Origin of the sequence: Streptomyces sp. NRRL F-2664 (assembly GCF_000719345.1) — a bacterium.
Lineage (GTDB): Bacteria > Actinomycetota > Actinomycetes > Streptomycetales > Streptomycetaceae > Streptomyces.
Genome location: NZ_JOFX01000007.1, coordinates 173,976 through 193,771, shown reverse-complemented (window position 1 = coordinate 193,771; position 19,796 = coordinate 173,976). Strand labels below are relative to the sequence as shown.

The window sequence follows — 19,796 nt, the reverse complement described above, 5'->3', positions numbered from 1 at the left end:
CGGCCCCGGGTGGCGTCGGTGGCCCGGCCCGGCGGCCGCAGGCGGCCTCCGCCCGGCGGCCGCGGGTGCGGTCGGCCGGCCCGGCGGCCGCGGTGCGGTCGCCGCGGCATGGCGGCCTCGGGCCCGCGCGCCCGCGCGCGGTCCGGCGGCCCCGCCGGGGCGGGGCGCCGTACGGGTCGGTGGCTAGTTCGTCGGCTTCGGGGCGGGGGCCGGGGGTTCCGGGGCTTCCTCGAATTCGACGCGGCCCATGTGGCGGTTCATGGACTTCATCAGGGCCCACACGCCGAGTGCGAGGGCCGCGAACACGAGGAAGCCCAGGATTCCGGGGGTCACCTTGTCCTTGTCGAAGGTGTCACCCGCCAGGGGGAGGAGCTGGGTCAGTGCTGCCTGGGTAGCGCTCATGGCTAGGCATTCTCCCGGATGCCCGCGAAGAGGTCGGACTCGGGGAGGGAAGTATCCACGAGCGACTTCGCGAGCTCGTACTCCTCGGTGGGCCAGACCTCCTTCTGGACCTCCATGGGGACGCGGAACCAGCCCCCGTCGGGGTCGATCTGCGTGGCGTGCGCGATGAGCGCCTTGTCACGGATCTCGAAGAAGTCGGCGCAGGGGATGTGGGTGGTCAGGGTCCGCTCCTTGCGCTCGAACTCCTTCCACCGCTCCAGCCACTCCCCGTAGGGGGACTCCAGGCCGCGCGCGAGCATCGCCTCGTGCAGGGCGATGGTGCGCGGCTTGTTGAAGCCCTGGTTGTAGTACAGCTTCTGCGGCTGGTGGGCGGGGCCGTACTCGGCCTCGGGGTACTTCTCGGTGTCGGCCGCTCCGTCGAAGGCGACCATGGAGATCTTGTGGGTCATGATGTGGTCGGGGTGCGGGTAGCCGCCGTTCTCGTCGTACGTGGTGACGACCTGCGGCTTGAAGGCGCGGATCTTCTTGACGAGCTCGCCGGCGGCCTCGTCGACGTCCGCGAGGGCGAAGCAGCCTTCGGGGAGCGGGGGCAGCGGGTCGCCCTCGGGGAGGCCGGAGTCGACGTAGCCGAGCCACTCCTGCTCGACGCCCAGGATCTGGCGGGCTTCCTCCATCTCCTTGGCGCGGACCTCGTGGATGTTCTCCTCGATGTACTTGTCGCCCTGGAGCTTGGGGTTCAGTACGGAGCCCCGCTCGCCGCCCGTGCAGGTGACGACCATCACGGGGACCCCCTCGGACACGTACTTGGCCATCGTGGCCGCGCCCTTGCTCGACTCGTCGTCGGGGTGGGCGTGGACGGCCATCAGTCGAAGCTGCTCGGTCAAAACAGGATCCTCTGCGATTCGGCGCGACACTCGGCTTCTATAGTGACCGAACTGGGGGACGGAAAATTCCAGGGGCGACCCGGTGGCCCCAGCCTCCCCAGCGAGAGGAAATGATCATGAGCGCGGTGCGCGAGGGACTGCCCGAGGGCCGTTACGGCCGGTCGGCGGACGAGCGTACGGACCGGAAGCTCAAGATCATCGGAGCGGCTCTGGGCGCCGTGCTGCTGGGCGTGATCGGCTGGATCGGCTGGGACTACATCGCCGGACGGAGCGTGAGCGCCGAAGTGATCAAGTTCCAGGTGATGTCCGACACCGAGGTGAAGGTGCACCTGGAGGTCCGCAAGGACGCCTCGGTCACCGGTGTCTGCACCATGGTGTCGCAGGACGAGGAGCATGCCGAGGTCGGCCGCGGCGACTTCGTCTTCGCGCAGCCGTCGTCACGGGTGGACGAGGTCGTCTCGCTGAGGACCACCGGCCGCGCCACCATGATCGAGCTGGTCGGCTGCCAGCCCGCCGCCTCCGCCGGCTGACGCGCGACGGCCCGCGGACACCCCCGGGCACGCCCTCCGCCTCCTCCCCCGGCAGGGGCTTGGGAGTGCGGTCCGCGGGGCAATGGCCCTCTGGGGTCCTCCCCCTTTTCTTCCCGAATTGTTAGGCTCGTGGTTTCGCCCGCCGCTGGCGGGCGTGTAGTCCCCTGTACCGACGAGGAGCACCCGTGACCCAGACGAGCGAGAGCGTCACCTGGCTGACCCAGGCGGCGTACGACCAGCTGAAGGCGGAGCTGGACTACCTCTCTGGTCCCGCCCGCACGGAGATCGCCGCGAAGATCGCAGCCGCCCGCGAGGAGGGCGACCTGCGCGAGAACGGCGGGTACCACGCGGCCAAGGAGGAGCAGGGCAAGCAGGAGCTCCGGGTCCGCCAGCTCACGCAGCTCCTGGAGAACGCCAAGGTCGGGACCGCGCCGGCGTCCGACGGCGTAGTGGCGCCGGGCACCCTCGTGAGGATCGCCTTCGACGGCGACGAGGACGACACGATGGAGTTCCTGCTGGCGTCGCGCGAGTACGCGTCCGGCGACTTCGAGACGTACTCCCCGCAGTCGCCGCTGGGCACGGGCGTCATGGGCAAGTCGATCGGCGAGGACGCCGAGTACGAGCTGCCGAACGGCAAGAAGGCCTCGGTGAAGATCCTGGACGTCAAGCCCTTCACCGGCTGATCACTCTCGATCCCGGCGGGTCGCCCGTTCGCGCTCGCGCGTCCCGGATCCGCACATGATGCCCGGCCGGTTCTCCGGCCGGGCATCACGCATGTGCGGGCCGGCCTACGCGGTCGCCGACCGGTACTTGCGGACCGAGAGGGACCGGAAGACCACGATGATCAGCACCGACCAGAGGACGGACGCCGCGACCGGGTGCTGCATGGGCCAGGCGTCCGGGACCGGATAGCCCGGGGGCAGGTTCCCGAAGAGCTCGCGGCAGGCCTGCACGGTGGCGCTGAAGGGGTTCCACTCCGCGATGGTCCGCAGGAACGGCGGCATGTTCTCGGAGGGGACGAAGGCGTTCGAGATGAAGGTCAGCGGGAAGAGCCAGATCAGCCCGCCGGAGGTGGCCGCCTCGGGCGTGCGCACCGACAGGCCGATGAGTGCGCCGATCCAGGAGAAGGCGTAGCCGAGCAGGAGCAGCAGGCCGAAGCCGGCGAGCACCTCGCCGGCGCTGGTGTGGGTGCGCCAGCCGACGAGCAGGGCCACGACGGCCAGGACCACGAGGGTGAGCGACGTCTGCACCAGGTCGGCGAGGGTGCGGCCGGTGAGGACCGCTCCGCGGGCCATGGGCAGGGAGCGGAAGCGGTCGATCAGGCCCTTGTGCATGTCGTCGGCGATGCCCGCACCGGCGCCGGCGGTGGCGAAGGTGACGGTCTGGGCGAAGATGCCGGCCATCAGGAACTCGCGGTAGGCGGCGGGCGAGGTGCTGCCGCCGACGCTGATCGAGCCGCCGAAGACGTAGCTGAACAGCACGACGAACATGACCGGCTGGATCACGCCGAAGATGATCATCTCCGGGATCCGGGACATCCGGATCAGGTTCCGCCTGGCGATCACCAGGGAGTCGCCGATGCCTTGGGCGAGCCCGCCGCGCGGGCTCGGTGCCGCGAGGTCCGGGCGCGGGGAGGTGGTGGTCACTTCGCCGCCTCCTTCCGGGCCGCCCTGCGGCCCCCGGCCCCGGCACCGGTCTCTCCCCCGCTGCGGCCGTCGCCGTCGCCCGCGCCGTTGCCGTCGTCGGCCGCCCCTTCCGCCGCGTGGCCGGTCAGGGAGATGAACACGTCGTCGAGGGTGGGGCGGCGCAGGCCGATGTCGTCGATCTCGATGCCCCGGCCGTCCAGTTCCCGGATGACCTCGGCGAGCAGCTTGGCCCCGCCGGACACCGGCACGGTCAGCTTGCGGGTGTGCTCCTCGACCGTCGTCCCGCCCTTGCCGAAGCCGGCGAGGACCTCGCGGGCGGTGGCGATGTGGTCGCGTTCGTGGACGACGACCTCGACGCGCTCGCCGCCGGTGCGCGCCTTGAGCTGGTCGGAGGTGCCGCGGGCGATGACCTTGCCGTGGTCGACGACGCAGATGTCGTCCGCGAGGTGGTCGGCCTCCTCCAGGTACTGGGTGGTCAGCAGCAGGGTGGTGCCGCCGGCCACCAGTTCCTGGATGATGCCCCACAGCTGCTGGCGGTTGCGGGGGTCGAGTCCCGTGGTGGGCTCGTCCATGAACATGACGGGCGGGCTGACGACGAGCGCGGCGGCGAGGTCGAGGCGCCGGCGCATACCGCCGGAGTACGTCTTGGCGGGCCGGTCGGCGGCGTCGGCGAGGTTGAAGCGGTCGAGGAGCTCGGCGGCCCGCGCCTTCGCCGCCTTGGCCCGCATCTGGTACAGCTGGCCGACCATCTGGAGGTTCTCGCGGCCGGTGAGGTATTCGTCGACGGCCGCGAACTGGCCCGAGAGGCCGATGGCGCGCCGGACCTCGTTGGGGTGTTTGAGCACGTCGATGCCGGCGACGACGGCCCTGCCGCTGTCGGGGCGCAGGAGGGTGGTCAGGACGCGTACGGTCGTGGTCTTGCCCGCTCCGTTCGGGCCCAGCAGGCCCAGGACGGTGCCCTGCGGGACGTCGAGGTCGACGCCGTCCAGAGCCCGTACGTCGCCGAAGGCCTTGACCAGACCCTCGGCGTATATAGCACCTGGCATAGGGATTCTCCCAGTGTGAATGGGGCCAGTGGGGTCACGCTATTCGGGCATTCATCCGCAAATCCTAGGGGCGCGGCGCGGGGTCCGCGCGGCCGAACGAGTGGGGGGCGGGTGGTCGCGGCGGGCGCCGTGGGCACGGTCGAGCGCGGCCGGGTCGTCCCGCAGAGCAGGCCTAGCCCATCACCTTGTATCCGGCCCCGTGCAGCGTGCGCGCCACCTCGGCGCAGTGCTCCGGCCCCTTGGTCTCCAGGTGCAGCTCCACCTCCACCTCCGTGAGCCCCAGCTTCGGGTCGGTCCGTACGTGGCTCACGTCCAGCACGTTCGCATCCACCACCGACAGCACCCCCAGGAGCCCGGCCAGCGCCCCGGGCCGGTCGGCCACGCGCAGGCGCAGCGACAGGTACCGGCCCGCGGCCGCCATGCCGTGCCGCAGGATCCGCTGGAGCAGCAGCGGGTCGACGTTGCCGCCGGACAGCACGGCCACCACCGGGCCCGAGCCGTACAGCTCGGGCTCGCTCAGCAAGGCCGCCACCGTACTGCACCCGGCCGGCTCCACGACGAGTTTCGCCCGTTCCAGGCACAGCAGCAGTGCGCTGGAGAGGGCGTCCTCCGACACCGTGCGCACGTCGTCGAGGAGTTCGGCGATGATCCTGAACGGGACGTCTCCGGGGCGGCCCACCTTGATGCCGTCGGCCATCGTGCTGGGGCCGTCGATGGAGACGGGGTGACCGGCCCTCAGGGAGGGCGGGTACGCGGCGGCGCCCGCCGCCTGCACTCCGACCACCCGTACGTCGGGCCGCAGCGCCTTCACCGCGACCGCGACCCCGGCGGCGAGCCCGCCTCCGCCGAGACCGACGAGGATGGTGCGGACCTCCGGGCACTGCTCCAGGATCTCCAGACCCACCGTGCCCTGCCCGGCGATGATGTCGCGGTGGTCGAAGGGGTGGATGAACACCGCGCCGGTGCGGTCCGCGTACTCCTGGGCGGCGAGGAAGGTCTCGTCGACGACCTGTCCGTGCAGGCGTACGTCGGCCCCGTACTCCTGGGTCGCCGCGACCTTGGGCAGCGGCGCCCCGACCGGCATGAACACGGTGGAGCGGACCCCGAGGAGCGAGGAGGCCAGGGCCACGCCCTGGGCGTGGTTGCCGGCGCTGGCGGCGACGACGCCGGCGGCGCGCTGCTCGGGGCGCAGGCCGGCGATGCGCACGTAGGCCCCGCGCAGTTTGAAGGAGCCGGTGCGCTGGAGGTTCTCGCACTTGAAGTGGACCGGCGACCCGGTGAGGGCGGAGAGGTGCCTGCTGCCTTCCATGGGCGTGACCCGGGAGACGCCGGACAGCATCTTCTGAGCCCCCCGGACGTCGTCGAGGATGACCTGCGGGACGGGCTGGGGCACACGGTAGTTCATGCCGTCAGTCTCGCAGCCCGGCCGCGACCGGGCCCTGAGCGTCCACGGAGGGAAGGGGCGCGGGCCGCCGGTCCGAGGGGCGGGATCTCGCCATCCGGGACGGCCGCGGGACGGCCGCCCGTGCAGGCCGTACCAGTTCTCGTACGAGGCGTACGAGCCGCCGCAGGGCCGCGTACTCTGTCCCCCATCCTTGTCGGACCCACGCGAAGAGAGCCCACGGCCATGCCTTCCTCCCCGGCCAATTCCGATCTGCCCGTGCCGGCCGATGCGCCTGCCGGAGCCGGTCTCCTCGACGCGCTCCAGCACCAGGTGGCGGTCTTCGCCCGCCGCGCCGAGCAGACCCGTCTGGGCGGCGTGGGCCAGGCCCGCAACTCGATGGACCGCGCCGCCTACCTGCTGCTCAACCGGCTCGACCTGGAGGGCCCCATGGGCGTCAAGGCGCTCGCCGGGGGCATGGGCATCGACTCCTCCACGGTGACCCGGCAGGTCGCGCCGCTGGTCGACGGCGGCCTGGTCAAGCGGACCTCGCACCCGGAGGACGGGCGGGCCGTGGTCCTGGCGCTGTCCCCGCGAGGGCTGGCGCGGCTGGAGGAGGTGCGGTCCTCGCGGCGCGAGTTGATGGCCCGGGTGACGGAGGGCTGGAGCGAGGACGAGCGCGAGTCCTTCACCGGACTGCTGACGCGCTTCAACCTGTCGCTGTCGGAGCTGATGGCGGCCGTGACCGAGGCCGGTCCCGCCTCCTGAGCGGAGTCTGTCCGTCCTATTGACCTGACGGGTCCCACCGGCCGCACTATGTGAAGATGCGGGCGGTTGATCAACAGGCGGGCTCCTACGCGGAGTTCGAGGCCTTCGTCGCGGGCGCGGCCGGGCGGCTCCTGCATGTCGCGGTGCTGCTCACCGGAGAGCCGGAGTCGGCCCGCCGGCTGCTCGCGGGCGCGCTGGCGCGTACGTACGCGCACTGGCGGCGGCTGCGCGCGGACGACCCGTACGACTTCACCCGTCACGAGCTGTGCGCGGCCTTCGCCCGCACCGGCTGGCGCCACCACGGCGGGACCGGGGTGCTGGCGCGGCTGAGCCCGGCGGAGCGGCTGGTGCTCGTCCTGCGGCTCTACGAGGGGGTCGCGGAGGAGGTCGCGGCGGCGCAGCTCGGCATGCCGGTGGAGCGGGTCCGCGTGCTGTGCAACCGGGCGGTGTCGCTGATGCGGGTCCGGGAGGCGGCGTGAGCGGGCTCCCGGACCGCAAGGAAGCGCAGGTCAAGCAGCTCCTGGAGGGCCCTTACCCGGTGGTGCCGACGGGCCTTGCCGCGGGGGCGGCGGCCCGCGGGGACCGGCTCCTGCGGCGGCGCCGGGCGCTGCGCCGGTTCGGCTGGGCGGTGCTGTTCGCCGCGGCGGTGGCCTTCACCGTGTGGGCCTCGCTGACCCGCCCCTGGGCGGGGCCCCCGACGGACGTCTCCCCACCCCTGGAAGGCTGGTGACCCCACCGGCTGCACCGCGCGTCCCCCCGCCAAGGCACGGAGCGCCACGGCCGGCGAGGCGGAGGGACCCCGCCGGGCCGGGCAGGTGTCGGTCCGGCGGGGTGCGCGGGGTGGTCAGCCCAGTGCCTGCGTCAGGTCCGCGATGAGGTCGTCGACGTTCTCGATGCCCACCGACACCCGGATCAGGTCCGCGGGGACCTCCAGGGCCGAGCCCGCCACCGACGCGTGCGTCATCCGGCCCGGGTGCTCGATGAGGGACTCGACGCCACCCAGGGACTCGGCCAGCGTGAAGATCTTGGTGCGGCCGCAGATCGCGACGGCCTCCTCCTCGCCACCGGCGACCTGGAAGGAGAGCATGCCGCCGAAGTTGCGCATCTGCTTCGCGGCGATCTCGTGGCCGGGGTGCTCGGGCAGGCCCGGGTAGAGGACCTTGGTGACCTTCGGGTGCCGCTGGAGCACCTCGACGATCCTGGCCGCGTTCTCCGCGTGCCGGTCCATGCGCACGGCGAGCGTCTTGATGCCCCGCAGCACGACCCACGAGTCGAACGGCCCGGCCACTGCGCCCATCGCGTTCTGGTGGTAGGCCAGCTCCTCGCCGAGCGCCTCGTCCGCGGTGACCAGCGCGCCGCCGACCACGTCGGAGTGCCCGCCGATGTACTTCGTCAGCGAGTGGACGACCACGTCCGCGCCCAGCGCCAGGGGCTGCTGGAGGTACGGCGAGGCGAAGGTGTTGTCCACGACCAGCTTGGCGCCGGCCGTCCGCGCGATGTCGGCGACCACGGCGATGTCGGTGATGCCGAGCAGCGGGTTGGAGGGGGTCTCGACCCAGACGATCTTCGTCTTCGGGGTGAGTGCGGCGCGTACGGAGTCGGCGTCGGAGGTGTCGGCCACCGACCACTCCACGCCCCAGCGGGAGACGACCTTCGCGAAGAGGCGGAAGGTGCCGCCGTAGGCGTCGTTGGGGATGACCACGTGATCGCCGGGGGCGAGCAGCGTACGCAGCAGGCAGTCCTCGGCGGCCAGTCCGGACGCGAAGGCGAGGCCGCGCCGGCCGCCCTCCAGTGCCGCGAGGTTCTCCTCCAGCGCGGTGCGGGTCGGGTTGGCGCTGCGGCTGTACTCGTAACCGCCGCGCAGGCCGCCGACGCCGTCCTGCTTGTATGTGGAGACCTGGTAGATCGGGGGCACGACCGCGCCGGTCAGCGGGTCCGCCGTGTTGCCCGCGTGGATCGCGCGGGTCTCGAAGCTCTGGTGCTCGTGGCTGTCGTCGCTCATGGTCCGATGCTATGCCCAGGCCCGCTGTGCACCCCCCCTATTGGCCTGTCGCCCCCTCGGTCTGGTTCGCTGGAGGCATGGAGATTCTGTGGTTCCTGTTCGCGATGCTCATGATCGTGTTCATCGTCGGCCCGTTCGTCCGGCGCCGGCGCGGCGGCATCCGCCTGGTCGCGCCGGGCAGCCCCGACGCCGCCGATCCCGCGAACTACGGGTTCGACCGCCAGGAGGACCTCGACATCCGCATCCCCGGGCCCGACCAGGACCTGATGGACGCCCTCGACAACGTGCGGCGCACCGGGCAGTGGCAGGCGGCCTCGCAGCTGCTCGCCGGGACCCCCCGCGAGGGTGAGCGGCGCTGGCAGCGCGTGCAGGCCTTCGGCGGCTCGGCGGCGCTGGAACTGGCGGCGCAGCCGGGTACGGGCGCGCAGTGGCTGAAGGCGTGGCGGCTGGAGGCGGACAAGGACGCGGGCGGCGCGCAGGTGCACGCCGAGTTGCTGGTGCAGCAGGCGTGGCGGCAGTCGGGCGGGGTCGGCTCCGAGGACCACCGGATCATCCTGGAGGAGGCGCGGGAGGCGTGCCGCAGGGCGGCGCTGCTGGCGCCGGGGGACCCGGTCCCGTACATCACGGAGCTGGCGATCGCCCGGGGACTTGCGTACCCGGAGGCGCAGTTCGACGAGCTGTGGGCGAAGGTCATCGACCGGGCGCCGGAGCACATGGGCGCCCACCTGGCGGCCCTGCACTACTGGTGCGCGAAGTGGCACGGCTCGCGGGAGAAGGCCGACGCCTTCGCGCACGCCGCCGCGGCCCGCGCCCCGCAGGGCTCGCTGCTGGCGGCGCTGCCCCTGTTCGCGCTGTACGAGAACCTGCCGGACATGATCCTGAGCAGCGGTTTCCACCGCAGTGAGGCCGTGACGCGCGCCGTGGAGGGCGCCCTGTACGCGGTGCACACGGCCCGGCAGGACGACCCGATGCTGGCGCACGTACGGCACCTGCTGCTGATGTTCCTGGTGAACATGGAGCGCTGGGCGGAGGCGATGGAGCAGGTCCGGCACGTCGACGGCTACGTGGGCGCGCTGCCGTGGTCGGCGGCGGAGGACCCGGCGGCGCAGTACGCGGTGTACCGGGCGCTGGCGGTCGCCGGCTACGAGGCGAACGGCGGCTCCCCGGCCACGCTCCCCCAGTAGCGGGGGCTACGCGCGGGTACCCCCACCGCGGACGGCGACGAACGGTTGCCCTCGTCAACGCCGACACCGCGATCATGGTGGCGTGGGATGCCTGTGGGGCAGGAGGGGGGCAGGGCGGGGAATCCCGGCCCGCCCGCGTCCGTTGTCCCTTCCACAAGGAGGGAATCCATGTTCTCGTACCGCCGTACGCCCGAGCTCCCCACCCGCGAGGAGGCCCTGACGGGCCGCGCGGAGCCGCTGTTCGCCCTGCCCGAGAAGCACACCGTGCTGGGCAATCCGCTGGCCGGCCCGTATCCGGCCCACCTGGAGGTCGCCGACTTCGGACTGGGCTGTTTCTGGGGCGCGGAGCGGAAGTTCTGGCAGACCCCCGGGGTGTGGACCACGCTGGCCGGCTACCAGGGCGGCTTCACCGAGAATCCGACGTACGAGGAGGTGTGCTCGGGCCTGACGGGGCACACCGAGGTCGTCCGCGTGGTCTTCGACCCCGCGCAGGTCTCCTACGCGGCCCTGCTGAAGCTGTTCTGGGAGTCCCACGACCCCACCCAGGGCTTCCGCCAGGGCAACGACGTCGGCACCCAGTACCGCTCGGCGGTCTACACCCACTCCCCCGCCCAGCAGGCGACGGCGGAGGCCTCCCGGGCCGCCTACCAGCAGGTGCTGTCCTCCTCGGGCTACGGCCCGATCACCACGGCCGTCCTGCCGGCGTCGGACCGCCCGTTCTGGCCGGCGGAGGCGCACCACCAGCAGTACCTGGACAAGAACCCGGGCGGCTACTGCGGCATCGGCGGGACGGGTGTCTCCTGCCCGATCGGTGTGGCCCCGGCAGCCGGCGAGTAGCCGCCAGGCGGTCCCCGCCGGCGCGCGGCGGCCTCCGGGCCCGTGCGGAAGCGGGCGGGGACCCGCGGGACGGCGGGTTCTGGCGCCCTAGAGCTTGATCTGGAAGATGCCGACGCCGCGCTCCCGCCGGTGGCCGAGCGCCTCGTTCACCGCCCGCATGGGGCCGTTCTCGTCGGCCACCGTCGTGGCGATGCGGCGCAGCCGCGGGTATCGGGCGGCGGCCTGGACGGCCATGTGCCGTTTCACGGCGCGTCCGAGGCCGCGGCCGCGGTGGGCGGGGACGACCACCGTGTCGTACTGGACGGCGCCGGTGCCCGCGGGGTCCGGCAGGACGATCTCCGTGTAGGCCGCCACTTCGCCGTCGGGGGTCACCGCCGCGACGGTGACCATCTCCCCGCCCCGGTCGAGGATCAACTGCTGGAGCGTGTGCAGCCGCTGGGCGGTCCACGTCTGGATGCGCTCCTCCATGTCGCCGGTCGGTGCGTCCTCCATGGCCGCGTGCGCGGCCGCCGCCGCGGGTGCCCACGCGTCGGGGACGAGGCCGTGCCAGGTCAGGAGTTCGTAGCCGGGCGTCTCGGGGGCCGGGGCGGGTCCGGCGGGCGGGAGGTCCTGCACGTACCAGGCCATCGGCAGGACGTTCGTGAAGCCCAGCGCCTCCGCGAAGGCCTGACCGGGTCCGTCGAGGGTGACCATGGCGGCGACGGAGGTCCGGCCCTGGGCGAGCAGTTCCTCGCGGACCCGCTCCCACAGGGCGGTGCCGACGCCCCGGCGCCGCTCCTCGGGGCGCACCGTCAGCACGTCCAGGAAGGCGTTGTGCGTGTTGCCCTCCTCGGTGAAGAGCAGCAGGGCCGCCACGCCCGTGTCCTCGCCGGCCGTCCACAGCACGGCCTGCCGCGCGCCGGCGTCACGCGCAGCCGCCCGGCGACCTCCACCCGGGAGGGTGCGGGCAGCTCCGGGCAGTCGGCGGCCGCGGCGGAGGCCAGGACCGCCAGCCAGGCGTCCACCTCGGCGTCGGTCGGGGGCAGGGCGAGGGCGCGGATCGTCATGGGCCGAATCTAGGGGGTGTCCGGACCTGCCGCCCCGGAGTTTTCGGCCGCCCCGGGGTCGTCGGCCGTCCCGGGGTCTTCGGCCGCCCCGGGGTTCGGCCCGCCTCCCCGGCGCCGCCGGGGACGGCGGACGGCAGGGAACGGCGGACGGCGGGGAACCCGTGAGGATTCCCCGCCGTCCCGTGCGGTGCGTACGCGTGCCGGCCGCGTCCTGTGTCAGGCGGCCGAGCCTGCCTTCCACTCGGCCCAGCTCATGTTCCAGCCGTTGAGGCCGTTGTCCGGCTTGATGGTCTTGTCCGGGGAGTTGACCACCGTGACGACGTCGCCGATGAGCGAGTTGTCGTAGAACCAGGCGGCCGGCTGGTTCGGGTCGCCCGCGCCCTTGACGTCGTTCAGGCCGACACAGCCGTGGCTGGTGTTCACGCTGCCGAAGATCGAGTCGGCGCCCCAATAGTTGCCGTGCAGGAACGTCCCGGAGGTCGACAGGCGCATCGCGTGCGGGACGTCCTTGATGTCGTACTCGCCCTTGCCGTCGGCGTCGGTGAAGCCGACGGTCGCGCCGTTCATCCGGGTCTCCTTGAACTTCTCGGAGATCACCATCTGACCGTTGTAGGTCGGGTTGGCGGGGGCGCCCGCGGAGATCGGGATGGTCTTGATGACCGCGCCGTCCCGGGTGACCGTCATCTTCTTCGTCTTCGCGTCGACCGTGGAGACCTGGCTGCGGCCGATCTTGAAGGTGACGGTCTTGCTCTGGACGCCCTGGACACCGGGCGCGCCCTGCACGCCTTCCAGCGCCAGCTTCAGCGTGACGGTCGAGCCGGCCTGCCAGTACTGCTCGGGGCGGAAGTCCAGGCGCTGGGCGCTGAACCAGTGGCCGACGACCTCCTGACCGCTGCTGGAGGAGACGGTGATGCCCGCCTGGACGGCCTTCTTGTCCTTGATCGCCTTGTTGAAGGTGATCGAGACCGGCATGCCGACGCCGACGGTCTGGCCGTCCTCCGGCACGAAGGAGGCCACGAAGCTGTTCTCCGGGGAGATGGTCGTGAAGGAGGCGTTCTCGTGCGCCTCCTTGCCGTCGGCGTCCTTGGCCGTCGCCGACAGGGCGTACTTCGTCGAGCGCTTCAGGGCGCCCTTCGGCTTCCAGCTCTTGCCGTCGGCGGCCATGTCGCCGGCGACGGCCGTGCCCTCGCTCGTCTTGAGCTCCACCTGCGTGAGCGTGCCGTCGGTGACGGCCACGTTCGCCGAGTCGTTGAGACCGACGTTGGTCGCGCCGTCCTTCGGCGTGATGGTGATCTTGGCCTTCGAGGCGTCCTTGGCCGCTGCCGCGTCCACGTCCGCCTGGGACTTGCTGGCCTCCCCGTTGCCCTTCGGGTCGCCGCCGCCCTCGTCGTTGCACGCCGAGAGCACCAGTACGCCGCCGAGCACGACGGATATGGCCGCCAGGGCCCTTCTCCGCCGCTTGCTGTCCGTCCTCACACGCCACTCCATCGTTGCCGGGAACCCCGAGACCGCCGTCCCGGGGTTGGCCCGGCAGGGGGACGCAGCCCCCTGCCTGGTCCTGACAACGCGTTAACGGCGCCGGCCGGTTCCACATTCCGTTGGGATGTGGGCAACCGCACGGTCAGGCGTTGTCGGGTTCTTCGTCGAAGTCCCCATCTTCCTCGTCGAGGTCCCACTCCATCGACTCGGGGTCGTATTCGACGGGCTCGCTGCTCCAGGAGGCCTGCGCCAGCTCCACCCCGGGGATGTCGAGGACCAGGTCGGTGGGGTCGACGAGGTAGGCGAGGGCCTCCGATTCGTCCTCCCGGACGGCGGCTTCCGCATGGCTGCGTTCCTCGTCCGGCATGAACTCGTCGGCCTTGATGTGTTCGAGCGCGGCTCCCGTGAGCGCCTGGGCGTCCGGCACTTCAAGTACCAGATCCACCCGAAGTCGTACATATCGTGATGTCTCAGAAGGGTTCATACGACGGAGAGTAAGCCCGCGGAAGCCCTGACTTTCCCACGACCCGCCCCTTTCCGTAGCATCACCGCACACGGCCAATTCGCTGCTGCCACAAGGGGGATCGCACCGTGTCCGCACGGCGACCGCTGCTCACCGCTCTCGGAGCGACCACCCTCCTCGCCGCCCTGTGGTTCGTGCCCTCGGCTGGTGCGACCGCGCCGGACCCGGCGGAGAGAGCCTCCGGCGTACCCGCGGGCGCGAACACCGCGGTCACGGCCGACGGGGCGGCGGCCACCGGGACCATCACGGGCTCGGCCCCTTCCGCTTCCGGCGCTCGGGCGCAGTCCCTCTCGCTCGCGGACACCGGTTCGGTCGACACCACCCCGTACCTGCTGGGCGGGACCTTCTGCCTCGGTGTCGGGGCTGCCTTCGTGGCCTTCTCGGTGCGCCGCTCCCCCGGGGCGTGACCCCGCGGCAGCCGGCTCGCGGGCACAGGGCAAACGAACGGCGGGGGCCGCTCCGGGATCCGTCCCGGGGCGGCCCCCGCCGTTCGTGCGGTACCGATGCGGAGGGTCAGGCGAGCGGGCCCGTCACCGACTCCACCGCGGCGACCAGCCCGCCCGTACGGACGAACTCGTCGGCGGCGGCCAGGTCGGGGGCGAGGAAACGGTCCGGCCCCGGCCCCTGCACGCCCGCCGCGCGTGCTCCGGCGATCGCGGCGAGGCTGGCCGGGGCGGCCGTCAGCCCGTGCCGCAGTTCGATGGCGCGGGTGGCCGCGTACAGCTCGACGGCGATGATCCGCGTCAGGTTGTCGACGGCGGTACGCAGCTTGCGGGCGGCCGACCAGCCCATCGACACGTGGTCCTCCTGCATGGCGGAGGAGGGGATCGAGTCGGCCGAGGCCGGCACGGCGAGCCGCTTCATCTCGCTGACCAGGGCGGCCTGCGTGTACTGGGCGATCATCAGACCGGAGTCCACGCCGGCGTCCTCCGCGAGGAACGGCGGCAGGCCGTGGCTGCGGTTCTTGTCGAGCAGCCGGTCGGTGCGGCGCTCGGCGATGGAGCCGAGGTCGGCGGCGGCGATGGCGAGGAAGTCCAGGACGTAGGCGACGGGGGCGCCGTGGAAGTTGCCGTTGGACTCCACGCGGCCGTCGGGCAGCACCACCGGATTGTCCACGGCGGAGGCCAGCTCGCGGGAGGCGACCAGGGCGGCGTGCGCCATGGTGTCGCGGCCGGCGCCGGCCACCTGCGGGGCGCAGCGCACGGAGTACGCGTCCTGCACGCGCGGTGCGGACTCCTCCTGGAAGTGCCCGGTCAGCCCGGAGCCCTTCAGCACGGCGGCCATGTTGGCGGCGGAGGCGCCCTGGCCGGGGTGCGGGCGGATGGCGTGCAGCTCGGGCTGCAGGACCTTCTCCGTGCCGAGCAGCGCCTCCAGGGTGAGGGCGGCGGTGATGTCGGCGGACTTGTAGAGCCGGTCGAGGTCGGCGAGGGCCATGACCAGCATGCCGAGCATGCCGTCGGTGCCGTTGAGGAGGGCGAGGCCCTCCTTCTCGCGGAGCTCGACGGGCTCGATGCCGTGCTCGGCGAGCAGCTCGCCGGCGGGCCGGACGGTGCCGTCGGGGCCCTCGGCGTCGCCCTCGCCCATGAGAGTGAGCGCGCAGTGGGACAGCGGTGCCAGGTCGCCGGAGCAGCCGAGGGAGCCGTACTCGTGGACGACCGGGGTGATCCCGGCGTTCAGCACGGCGGCCATGGTCTGCGCCACCGAGGGGCGCACACCGGTGTGGCCGGAGGCGACGGTCTTGAGCCGGAGGAACATCAGCGCGCGGACCACCTCGCGCTCGACGCGCGGACCCATGCCGGCGGCGTGCGAGCGGACGATGTTGCGCTGGAGCTGGGCCCGCAGCTCGGGACTGATGTGCCGGGAGGCGAGGGCGCCGAACCCGGTGGACACCCCGTAGACGGGCTCGGGCTTGGCGGCCAGCGCGTCGACGATCCCGCGGGCGCGGGCGAGGGCGTCGAGCGCCTCGCCGGACAGCTCGACCCGTGCGTTGCCCCGGGCAACGGCGATGACGTCCTCGGCGGTGGTACCGGACGTCCCCACCACGACAGTGTGCATATCCATATTCAGCACCCTACGGATTGAATCGCTGCATGTCACTAGCTGGAACTGTCACGATCGCGCACCCAGCGGGCCCCTTACCCGACGGGGCCGGGCGGGGGGCCGGGCGCGGGGCGCGGCGCGGGGACTGCCGGCGCGGGCAGTGCCGGCGCCGGGCAGGCCGGCGTGGTCATGGCCGGCCGCGGAAGCGCCGCCGCTCGCCGGGCGCCTCCTCCTGGGCGGCGGCGTCCGCGAGGCGTACCACCGCCGTGTCCCGGCCCGCCACCACCGGCCCGGCCGAACGCGCCGCCTTCGCCTTGTACTGGGCCGCGTCCGCGAGGCGGAAGAGGCGCCGGGAGGACTTCAGCGGCCCGATCGGATCGCCGGTGGAGGCCACCCCGCAGGCCACTCCCTCGCCGAGCTCCAGCGCGGCGGCGCGCGTGCACAGCTCCTCGCTCACGCGGACGACGTCGTCGGCCGAGGGCCCGACCCCGACCAGGCAGAACTCGTCACCGCCCAGGCGCGCCACGAGCGCCCCGGGCAGCATGGCCCCGCACAGGCTCAGCACCGACCCGAACCGCTCCAGCAGCCGGTCGCCCATGGCGTGCCCGAGGGTGTCGTTGACCCTCTTCAGCCCGTTGAGGTCGCAGACGACGAGGCTGACGACGACACCGGTCCGCCGGTGCTCCTCCAGCGCCTCGTCCAGGCGCATGTCGACCGCCCGTCGGTTGGCGAGGCCGGTCAGCGGATCGGTGAAGGCGAGCCGCCGAGCCTCCTCCAGGCGCTCGTTCTGCGCGAGGCCGGCCGCGACGACAGCGGCGAGCACGGTGGCGAACTCCGCGTCGTCCTCGTCGAAGTCGGGCAGCCCCTCGTCCCGGGCCACATACAACTCGCCCCAGGCCCGCCCGCTGAGCACGACGGGTGCGACCACGCACGTACCGCGGCCCCGGCGGCGCAGGGCCTCGACGCGCCGCCCCGGCCGGTCGCCCACCGCGCTCTCCACCCAGGCGTGCGGGCCGCCGCCGCCCACCCACCGCTCATGGAGGAACTCGGTGACCTCGGGGAAGTCGTGCACCGGGTAGGACTCGTCCTCGGGGAACTCCTCCTCGCCCACCCGTCGCTCGCCCTCGTTGACGAGCACGCGCAGGCAACCGCGCTCGCGCTCCCACGCGGAGATCGCGGCGAACGAGCCGTCCATCGCCAGCCGTGCGCCCCGCGCGGCCGCACGCACACTGTCGCGCGGCGTGCACGCCGCGGCCATCGCCTGAGCGAGGCCCACCACGGCTCGCAGCCGCCCGTCAGCTCCCATCACCCCAGGTTAGGGACTTTTGTCTGATTTTGAGATAATTGGCGCCAGTTTTTGGCCCGCCCAAGCTCCCCCCGGCCCGCACCGCCCCCGACTCCCGGCGCCGGCCGGCCCCGGCAACCGAGGCGGGCCGAGGGCCGCAGGCGCGGCGATCCGTCCGGCCGGCCACCCACCCGGGCCGAGCCCCGGCCCGTGGCACCGGGGCAGCACCCGGAGTGGGCCGGGCCCCGGCAGGTGGGGCTACTCCCCCGGCCAGTTCGGCTTGCGCTTCTCGTTGAAGGCCGCCACGCCCTCCGCGCGGTCACCCGAGAAAGCGACCGTGCGCCACGCGGCGTCCTCGATCTCCAGACCCGCCGCCAGGTCCATCCCGTGCCCCAGGCGCAGCGCGCGCTTGGCCGCGCGCAGGCCCACCGGGGAGTTCGCGGCCATCCGCGACGCCAGCGCCAGCGCCTCGTCGGTGTCCCGGCCCGCCGGGACCACGGAGTCCACCAGCCCCAGGGACAGCGCCTCCGCGGCCTCCACCCGGCGCGCCGTGAAGATCAACTCGGCGGCCCGCGCGGCGCCCACGCGGCGCGGCAGCAGCTGCGTACCGCCGCCACCCGGGATCACACCCACCGACACCTCGGGCAGGCCGACGACCGCGGTCTCGTCGGCGACGATCACGTCGCAGGCCAGGGCCAGCTCGAAGCCGCCGCCCAGCGCGAACCCGTGCACCGCCGCGATCGTCGGCATGGGCAGCTCCAGCACACCCCCGTACGCCCCGCGCGTGGTCGGCCGCTGCCGTACCAGCTCGGCGTCCGACAGGGAGTTGCGCTCCTTGAGGTCGGCCCCGACGCAGAAGGCCCGCTCCGCCGCGGAGGAGAGCACGGCCACCCGCACGGAGCGGTCCGCGGCCAGCGCGGCGCAGGCCGCGCCGATGGCGCGGGCCATGTCGGTGGACACCGCGTTCATGGCCTTGGGGCGGTCCAGGACCAGCTCCGCGACCCCGCCCTCGTGGCGGCGCACCGCCACGAACTCCGACTCGAACTCGGACGCCATAGGACCCTCCCGGTTAACGAACGTTACGTCGGGATAGTAGGCGCTCTCCCGCCGATCGGTAGGGCCCCCGCCCCCCAGCAGTCCGGTCACAGGGCCCCGCCCGACCCGACCGCCCTACGCCTCTCGGCCACCCGGCCGGGGTACAGGCCGCTCCGGGACACGCCCCCGAGCGCCCGGGGGGTGTGGGGGCCTCGACGCACGGCGGCTTCGGCGCCGCCCGGCCGGGTTCGCCGACGTGCGACCCAAGGACCGGATCGCCGTGGCCGGGTTCGCACAGCCGGCGGGGGGGTCGGGCCCGTCTGGCGGCATCCGGCCGCAGGGCGCCAGTGCCCGGGGGCGGATGCCCGCGCCGGTGGCGCCCGATGGGTTCGGCACCGTCCGCACTCACCCGCGCAGGGCCACGTCCGCAGCGCACGGCGCCGGTGCCGGGGCGCGGGTGCCCGCATCGCCGGAGCCCGGCGGGTCAGGCCCTGCCCAGCGACTCCGGCCCGCCCAGCGGCCCCCGCCGGGCCCTCCCGCAGGCACGTGGGGTCAGCGGCGTTTGCGGCGGGTCAGGGACCAGGGTTCCACGACGCCCAGGCCGCGCACCGGGCGCTGCCACATCGGCTGGAGGGCGAACCGGTAGGCCGCGCCCTCGCCGGGCTCCGCCTCCGCCTCCTTCTCCGACACCGGTGCGGCACCGGTCCGGGACAGCTCCTCCGCCATCGCCCCGTCCACCAGGACGGCGTCCTTGGGGGCTATGGAGGTCAGCCGGCTCGCGAGGTTCACCGTGGTCCCGAAGACGTCACCCATCCGGGTCGTCACCGTGCCGAAGGCGATCCCGACCCGCAGCTCGGGCATCTGCGGGTCCGCCTCCATCGTCTCGATGAGCCGCAGCGCGATCTCCGCCGCCGTCGCCGCGTCGTCGGCGACGTACAGCACCTCGTCACCCAGCGTCTTGATCAGGCGGCCGCCGTACGCGGCCACCAGGTCCGCCGCGGTCGTCTCGAAGGACTCGACCAGCTCGCCGAGCTCCTCCTCCTCCAGCCGGCGCGTCAGGCGGGTGAAGCCCACCAGGTCGGCGAAGCCCACCGCGAGCCGCCGGTCGACCATCTCCTCGTCGTCGGCGACCTGCACCACGCGCCCGGTGGCCGCCGCCAGCTGGCGGCGCCAGACGTAGACGAGGAACTCCTCCAGCTCCGGCAGCAGCAGCTCGACCAGGGGGTACGTGACCTCCGTACGGGTCATCCCCGGCTCGGGCGGCTCCGTGAGGCCCTCCAGGAACGAGTCGATCTGCCACTCCGCCAACCGCGCCGTGGTCTGCCCGGTGGACCGGGCCACCTGCACGGCCATCGGCTCGGACAGCAGCCCGGCCTCCACCAGGCCGGCGAGCCGGCGCAGGGCCAGCACGTCGGCTTCCGTCAGCGCCCTGGCCTGGCCGATGTCGGCGAAGCCCATGGCACGCCAGAAGCGGGAGGCGAGCTCCATCGAGACCCCGGCGCTCCGGGCGGCCTGGAAGGGCGTGTACCGGCGCTCGGCCCCGAGGATCAGCTGCTCCAGGCGGATCGCGAGGGGGTCCGCCGTCGGCTGCACGGTGTGGTCCACCTCGTGGTGGGGGGTGTGCTGGTCGCGCCCGATCGGGGTGCCCGGACCGCTGGGGCCGGGGGCGGACGTGCCGGAAGCAGAGTCGTCGACGGTCAAGGGCCGC

General features: G+C 73.1%; 21 protein-coding genes. 8 read left to right on the top strand and 13 right to left on the bottom strand.

The features are described from left to right. Nucleotides 1-183: 183 nt before the first annotated feature. Together IF89_RS0110685 and mca are read right to left on the bottom strand one after the other, a co-directional pair. On the bottom strand, nucleotides 184-402 hold the full coding sequence (locus IF89_RS0110685; protein WP_030764585.1) for a hypothetical protein: 219 nt from the start codon (nucleotides 400-402) through the stop codon (nucleotides 184-186). A gap of 2 nt (nucleotides 403-404) precedes the next feature. Then, a complete protein-coding gene (gene mca, locus IF89_RS0110680; RefSeq protein ID WP_043193606.1) occupies nucleotides 405-1,286 on the bottom strand; it encodes a mycothiol conjugate amidase Mca in 882 nt (293 codons plus the stop codon). Nucleotides 1,287-1,402: 116 nt separating this feature from the next. On the opposite strand from mca, the gene IF89_RS0110675 reads away from it, so the two are divergent. Together IF89_RS0110675 and greA are read left to right on the top strand one after the other, a co-directional pair. Further along, a complete protein-coding gene (locus IF89_RS0110675; protein ID WP_030764581.1) occupies nucleotides 1,403-1,816 on the top strand; it encodes a DUF4307 domain-containing protein in 414 nt (137 codons plus the stop codon). 185 nt (nucleotides 1,817-2,001) lie between these two features. Next, on the top strand, nucleotides 2,002-2,499 hold the full coding sequence (gene greA, locus IF89_RS0110670; protein WP_030764578.1) for a transcription elongation factor GreA: 498 nt from the start codon (nucleotides 2,002-2,004) through the stop codon (nucleotides 2,497-2,499). A 105-nt stretch (nucleotides 2,500-2,604) separates the two neighbouring features. Here greA and IF89_RS0110665 read toward each other — a convergent pair whose 3' ends face one another. The 3 genes from IF89_RS0110665 to ilvA form a co-directional block, all read right to left on the bottom strand. Next, nucleotides 2,605-3,462 carry an ABC transporter permease gene (locus IF89_RS0110665; protein ID WP_030764576.1) on the bottom strand — a complete coding sequence of 286 codons (858 nt, stop codon included), beginning with the start codon at nucleotides 3,460-3,462 and terminating at the stop codon, nucleotides 2,605-2,607. Beyond that, nucleotides 3,459-4,508 carry a daunorubicin resistance protein DrrA family ABC transporter ATP-binding protein gene (locus tag IF89_RS0110660; RefSeq protein WP_030764575.1) on the bottom strand — a complete coding sequence of 350 codons (1,050 nt, stop codon included), beginning with the start codon at nucleotides 4,506-4,508 and terminating at the stop codon, nucleotides 3,459-3,461. The genes IF89_RS0110665 and IF89_RS0110660 overlap by 4 nt, the downstream gene beginning before the upstream one ends. Nucleotides 4,509-4,680: 172 nt before the next feature. Further along, nucleotides 4,681-5,913, bottom strand: coding sequence for a threonine ammonia-lyase (gene ilvA, locus IF89_RS0110655; RefSeq protein WP_030764570.1), 1,233 nt, complete (start codon nucleotides 5,911-5,913; stop codon nucleotides 4,681-4,683). 222 nt (nucleotides 5,914-6,135) lie between these two features. Between ilvA and IF89_RS0110650 the strand changes: the two genes are divergently transcribed. The 3 genes from IF89_RS0110650 to IF89_RS0110640 are packed head-to-tail and all read left to right on the top strand — an operon-like array spanning nucleotide 6,136 to nucleotide 7,387. After that, a complete protein-coding gene (locus IF89_RS0110650) occupies nucleotides 6,136-6,657 on the top strand; it encodes a MarR family winged helix-turn-helix transcriptional regulator (protein WP_051806952.1) in 522 nt (173 codons plus the stop codon). A 56-nt stretch (nucleotides 6,658-6,713) separates the two neighbouring features. Then, the gene (locus IF89_RS0110645; RefSeq protein ID WP_030764565.1) at nucleotides 6,714-7,136 is read left to right on the top strand and encodes a sigma factor-like helix-turn-helix DNA-binding protein; all 423 of its coding nucleotides are present in this window, start codon (nucleotides 6,714-6,716) and stop codon (nucleotides 7,134-7,136) included. Then, entirely contained in the window at nucleotides 7,133-7,387 is a 255-nt protein-coding gene (locus IF89_RS0110640) for a hypothetical protein (RefSeq protein ID WP_030764563.1), read from the top strand. The genes IF89_RS0110645 and IF89_RS0110640 overlap by 4 nt, the downstream gene beginning before the upstream one ends. A gap of 114 nt (nucleotides 7,388-7,501) precedes the next feature. Here the strand turns inward: IF89_RS0110640 and IF89_RS0110635 are convergent, their stop codons facing one another. Beyond that, entirely contained in the window at nucleotides 7,502-8,659 is a 1,158-nt protein-coding gene (locus IF89_RS0110635) for a cystathionine gamma-synthase (protein ID WP_030764559.1), read from the bottom strand. 77 nt (nucleotides 8,660-8,736) lie between these two features. On the opposite strand from IF89_RS0110635, the gene IF89_RS0110630 reads away from it, so the two are divergent. Next, entirely contained in the window at nucleotides 8,737-9,843 is a 1,107-nt protein-coding gene (locus IF89_RS0110630; protein ID WP_030764556.1) for a hypothetical protein, read from the top strand. A 168-nt stretch (nucleotides 9,844-10,011) separates the two neighbouring features. Next, nucleotides 10,012-10,680 (top strand): peptide-methionine (S)-S-oxide reductase MsrA, encoded by a 669-nt coding sequence (msrA, locus tag IF89_RS0110625; RefSeq protein ID WP_030764553.1) that lies wholly within the window; start codon nucleotides 10,012-10,014, stop codon nucleotides 10,678-10,680. Between the two features lie 87 nt (nucleotides 10,681-10,767). On the opposite strand, the gene IF89_RS0110620 is transcribed toward msrA, so the two are convergent. From IF89_RS0110620 to IF89_RS0110610, 3 genes are all read right to left on the bottom strand, one after another. After that, nucleotides 10,768-11,565: a GNAT family N-acetyltransferase gene (locus IF89_RS0110620; RefSeq protein ID WP_051806951.1), complete on the bottom strand. Its 798-nt coding sequence runs from the start codon at nucleotides 11,563-11,565 to the stop codon at nucleotides 10,768-10,770. A 377-nt stretch (nucleotides 11,566-11,942) separates the two neighbouring features. Beyond that, nucleotides 11,943-13,214, bottom strand: a complete 1,272-nt coding sequence (locus IF89_RS0110615; protein WP_030764544.1) for a L,D-transpeptidase — start codon at nucleotides 13,212-13,214, stop codon at nucleotides 11,943-11,945. Nucleotides 13,215-13,347: 133 nt separating this feature from the next. Further along, complete coding sequence (locus IF89_RS0110610; RefSeq protein ID WP_030764539.1) at nucleotides 13,348-13,650, bottom strand: hypothetical protein; 303 nt, start codon at nucleotides 13,648-13,650, stop codon at nucleotides 13,348-13,350. 146 nt (nucleotides 13,651-13,796) lie between these two features. Between IF89_RS0110610 and IF89_RS0110605 the strand changes: the two genes are divergently transcribed. After that, nucleotides 13,797-14,135 carry a hypothetical protein gene (locus tag IF89_RS0110605; RefSeq protein ID WP_030764536.1) on the top strand — a complete coding sequence of 113 codons (339 nt, stop codon included), beginning with the start codon at nucleotides 13,797-13,799 and terminating at the stop codon, nucleotides 14,133-14,135. Nucleotides 14,136-14,241: 106 nt separating this feature from the next. On the opposite strand, the gene hutH is transcribed toward IF89_RS0110605, so the two are convergent. The 4 genes from hutH to IF89_RS0110585 all read right to left on the bottom strand — a co-directional run bounded on the left by hutH (nucleotide 14,242) and on the right by IF89_RS0110585 (nucleotide 19,789). Next, nucleotides 14,242-15,783 carry a histidine ammonia-lyase gene (gene hutH / locus IF89_RS0110600; RefSeq protein ID WP_030764533.1) on the bottom strand — a complete coding sequence of 514 codons (1,542 nt, stop codon included), beginning with the start codon at nucleotides 15,781-15,783 and terminating at the stop codon, nucleotides 14,242-14,244. A 172-nt stretch (nucleotides 15,784-15,955) separates the two neighbouring features. Further along, a complete protein-coding gene (locus tag IF89_RS0110595; protein WP_030764530.1) occupies nucleotides 15,956-17,074 on the bottom strand; it encodes a GGDEF domain-containing protein in 1,119 nt (372 codons plus the stop codon). A gap of 237 nt (nucleotides 17,075-17,311) precedes the next feature. Further along, a complete protein-coding gene (locus IF89_RS0110590) occupies nucleotides 17,312-18,109 on the bottom strand; it encodes an enoyl-CoA hydratase/isomerase family protein (protein WP_030764527.1) in 798 nt (265 codons plus the stop codon). A 531-nt stretch (nucleotides 18,110-18,640) separates the two neighbouring features. Continuing rightward, nucleotides 18,641-19,789: an adenylate/guanylate cyclase domain-containing protein gene (locus IF89_RS0110585; protein WP_030764524.1), complete on the bottom strand. Its 1,149-nt coding sequence runs from the start codon at nucleotides 19,787-19,789 to the stop codon at nucleotides 18,641-18,643. Nucleotides 19,790-19,796 lie beyond the last annotated feature (7 nt).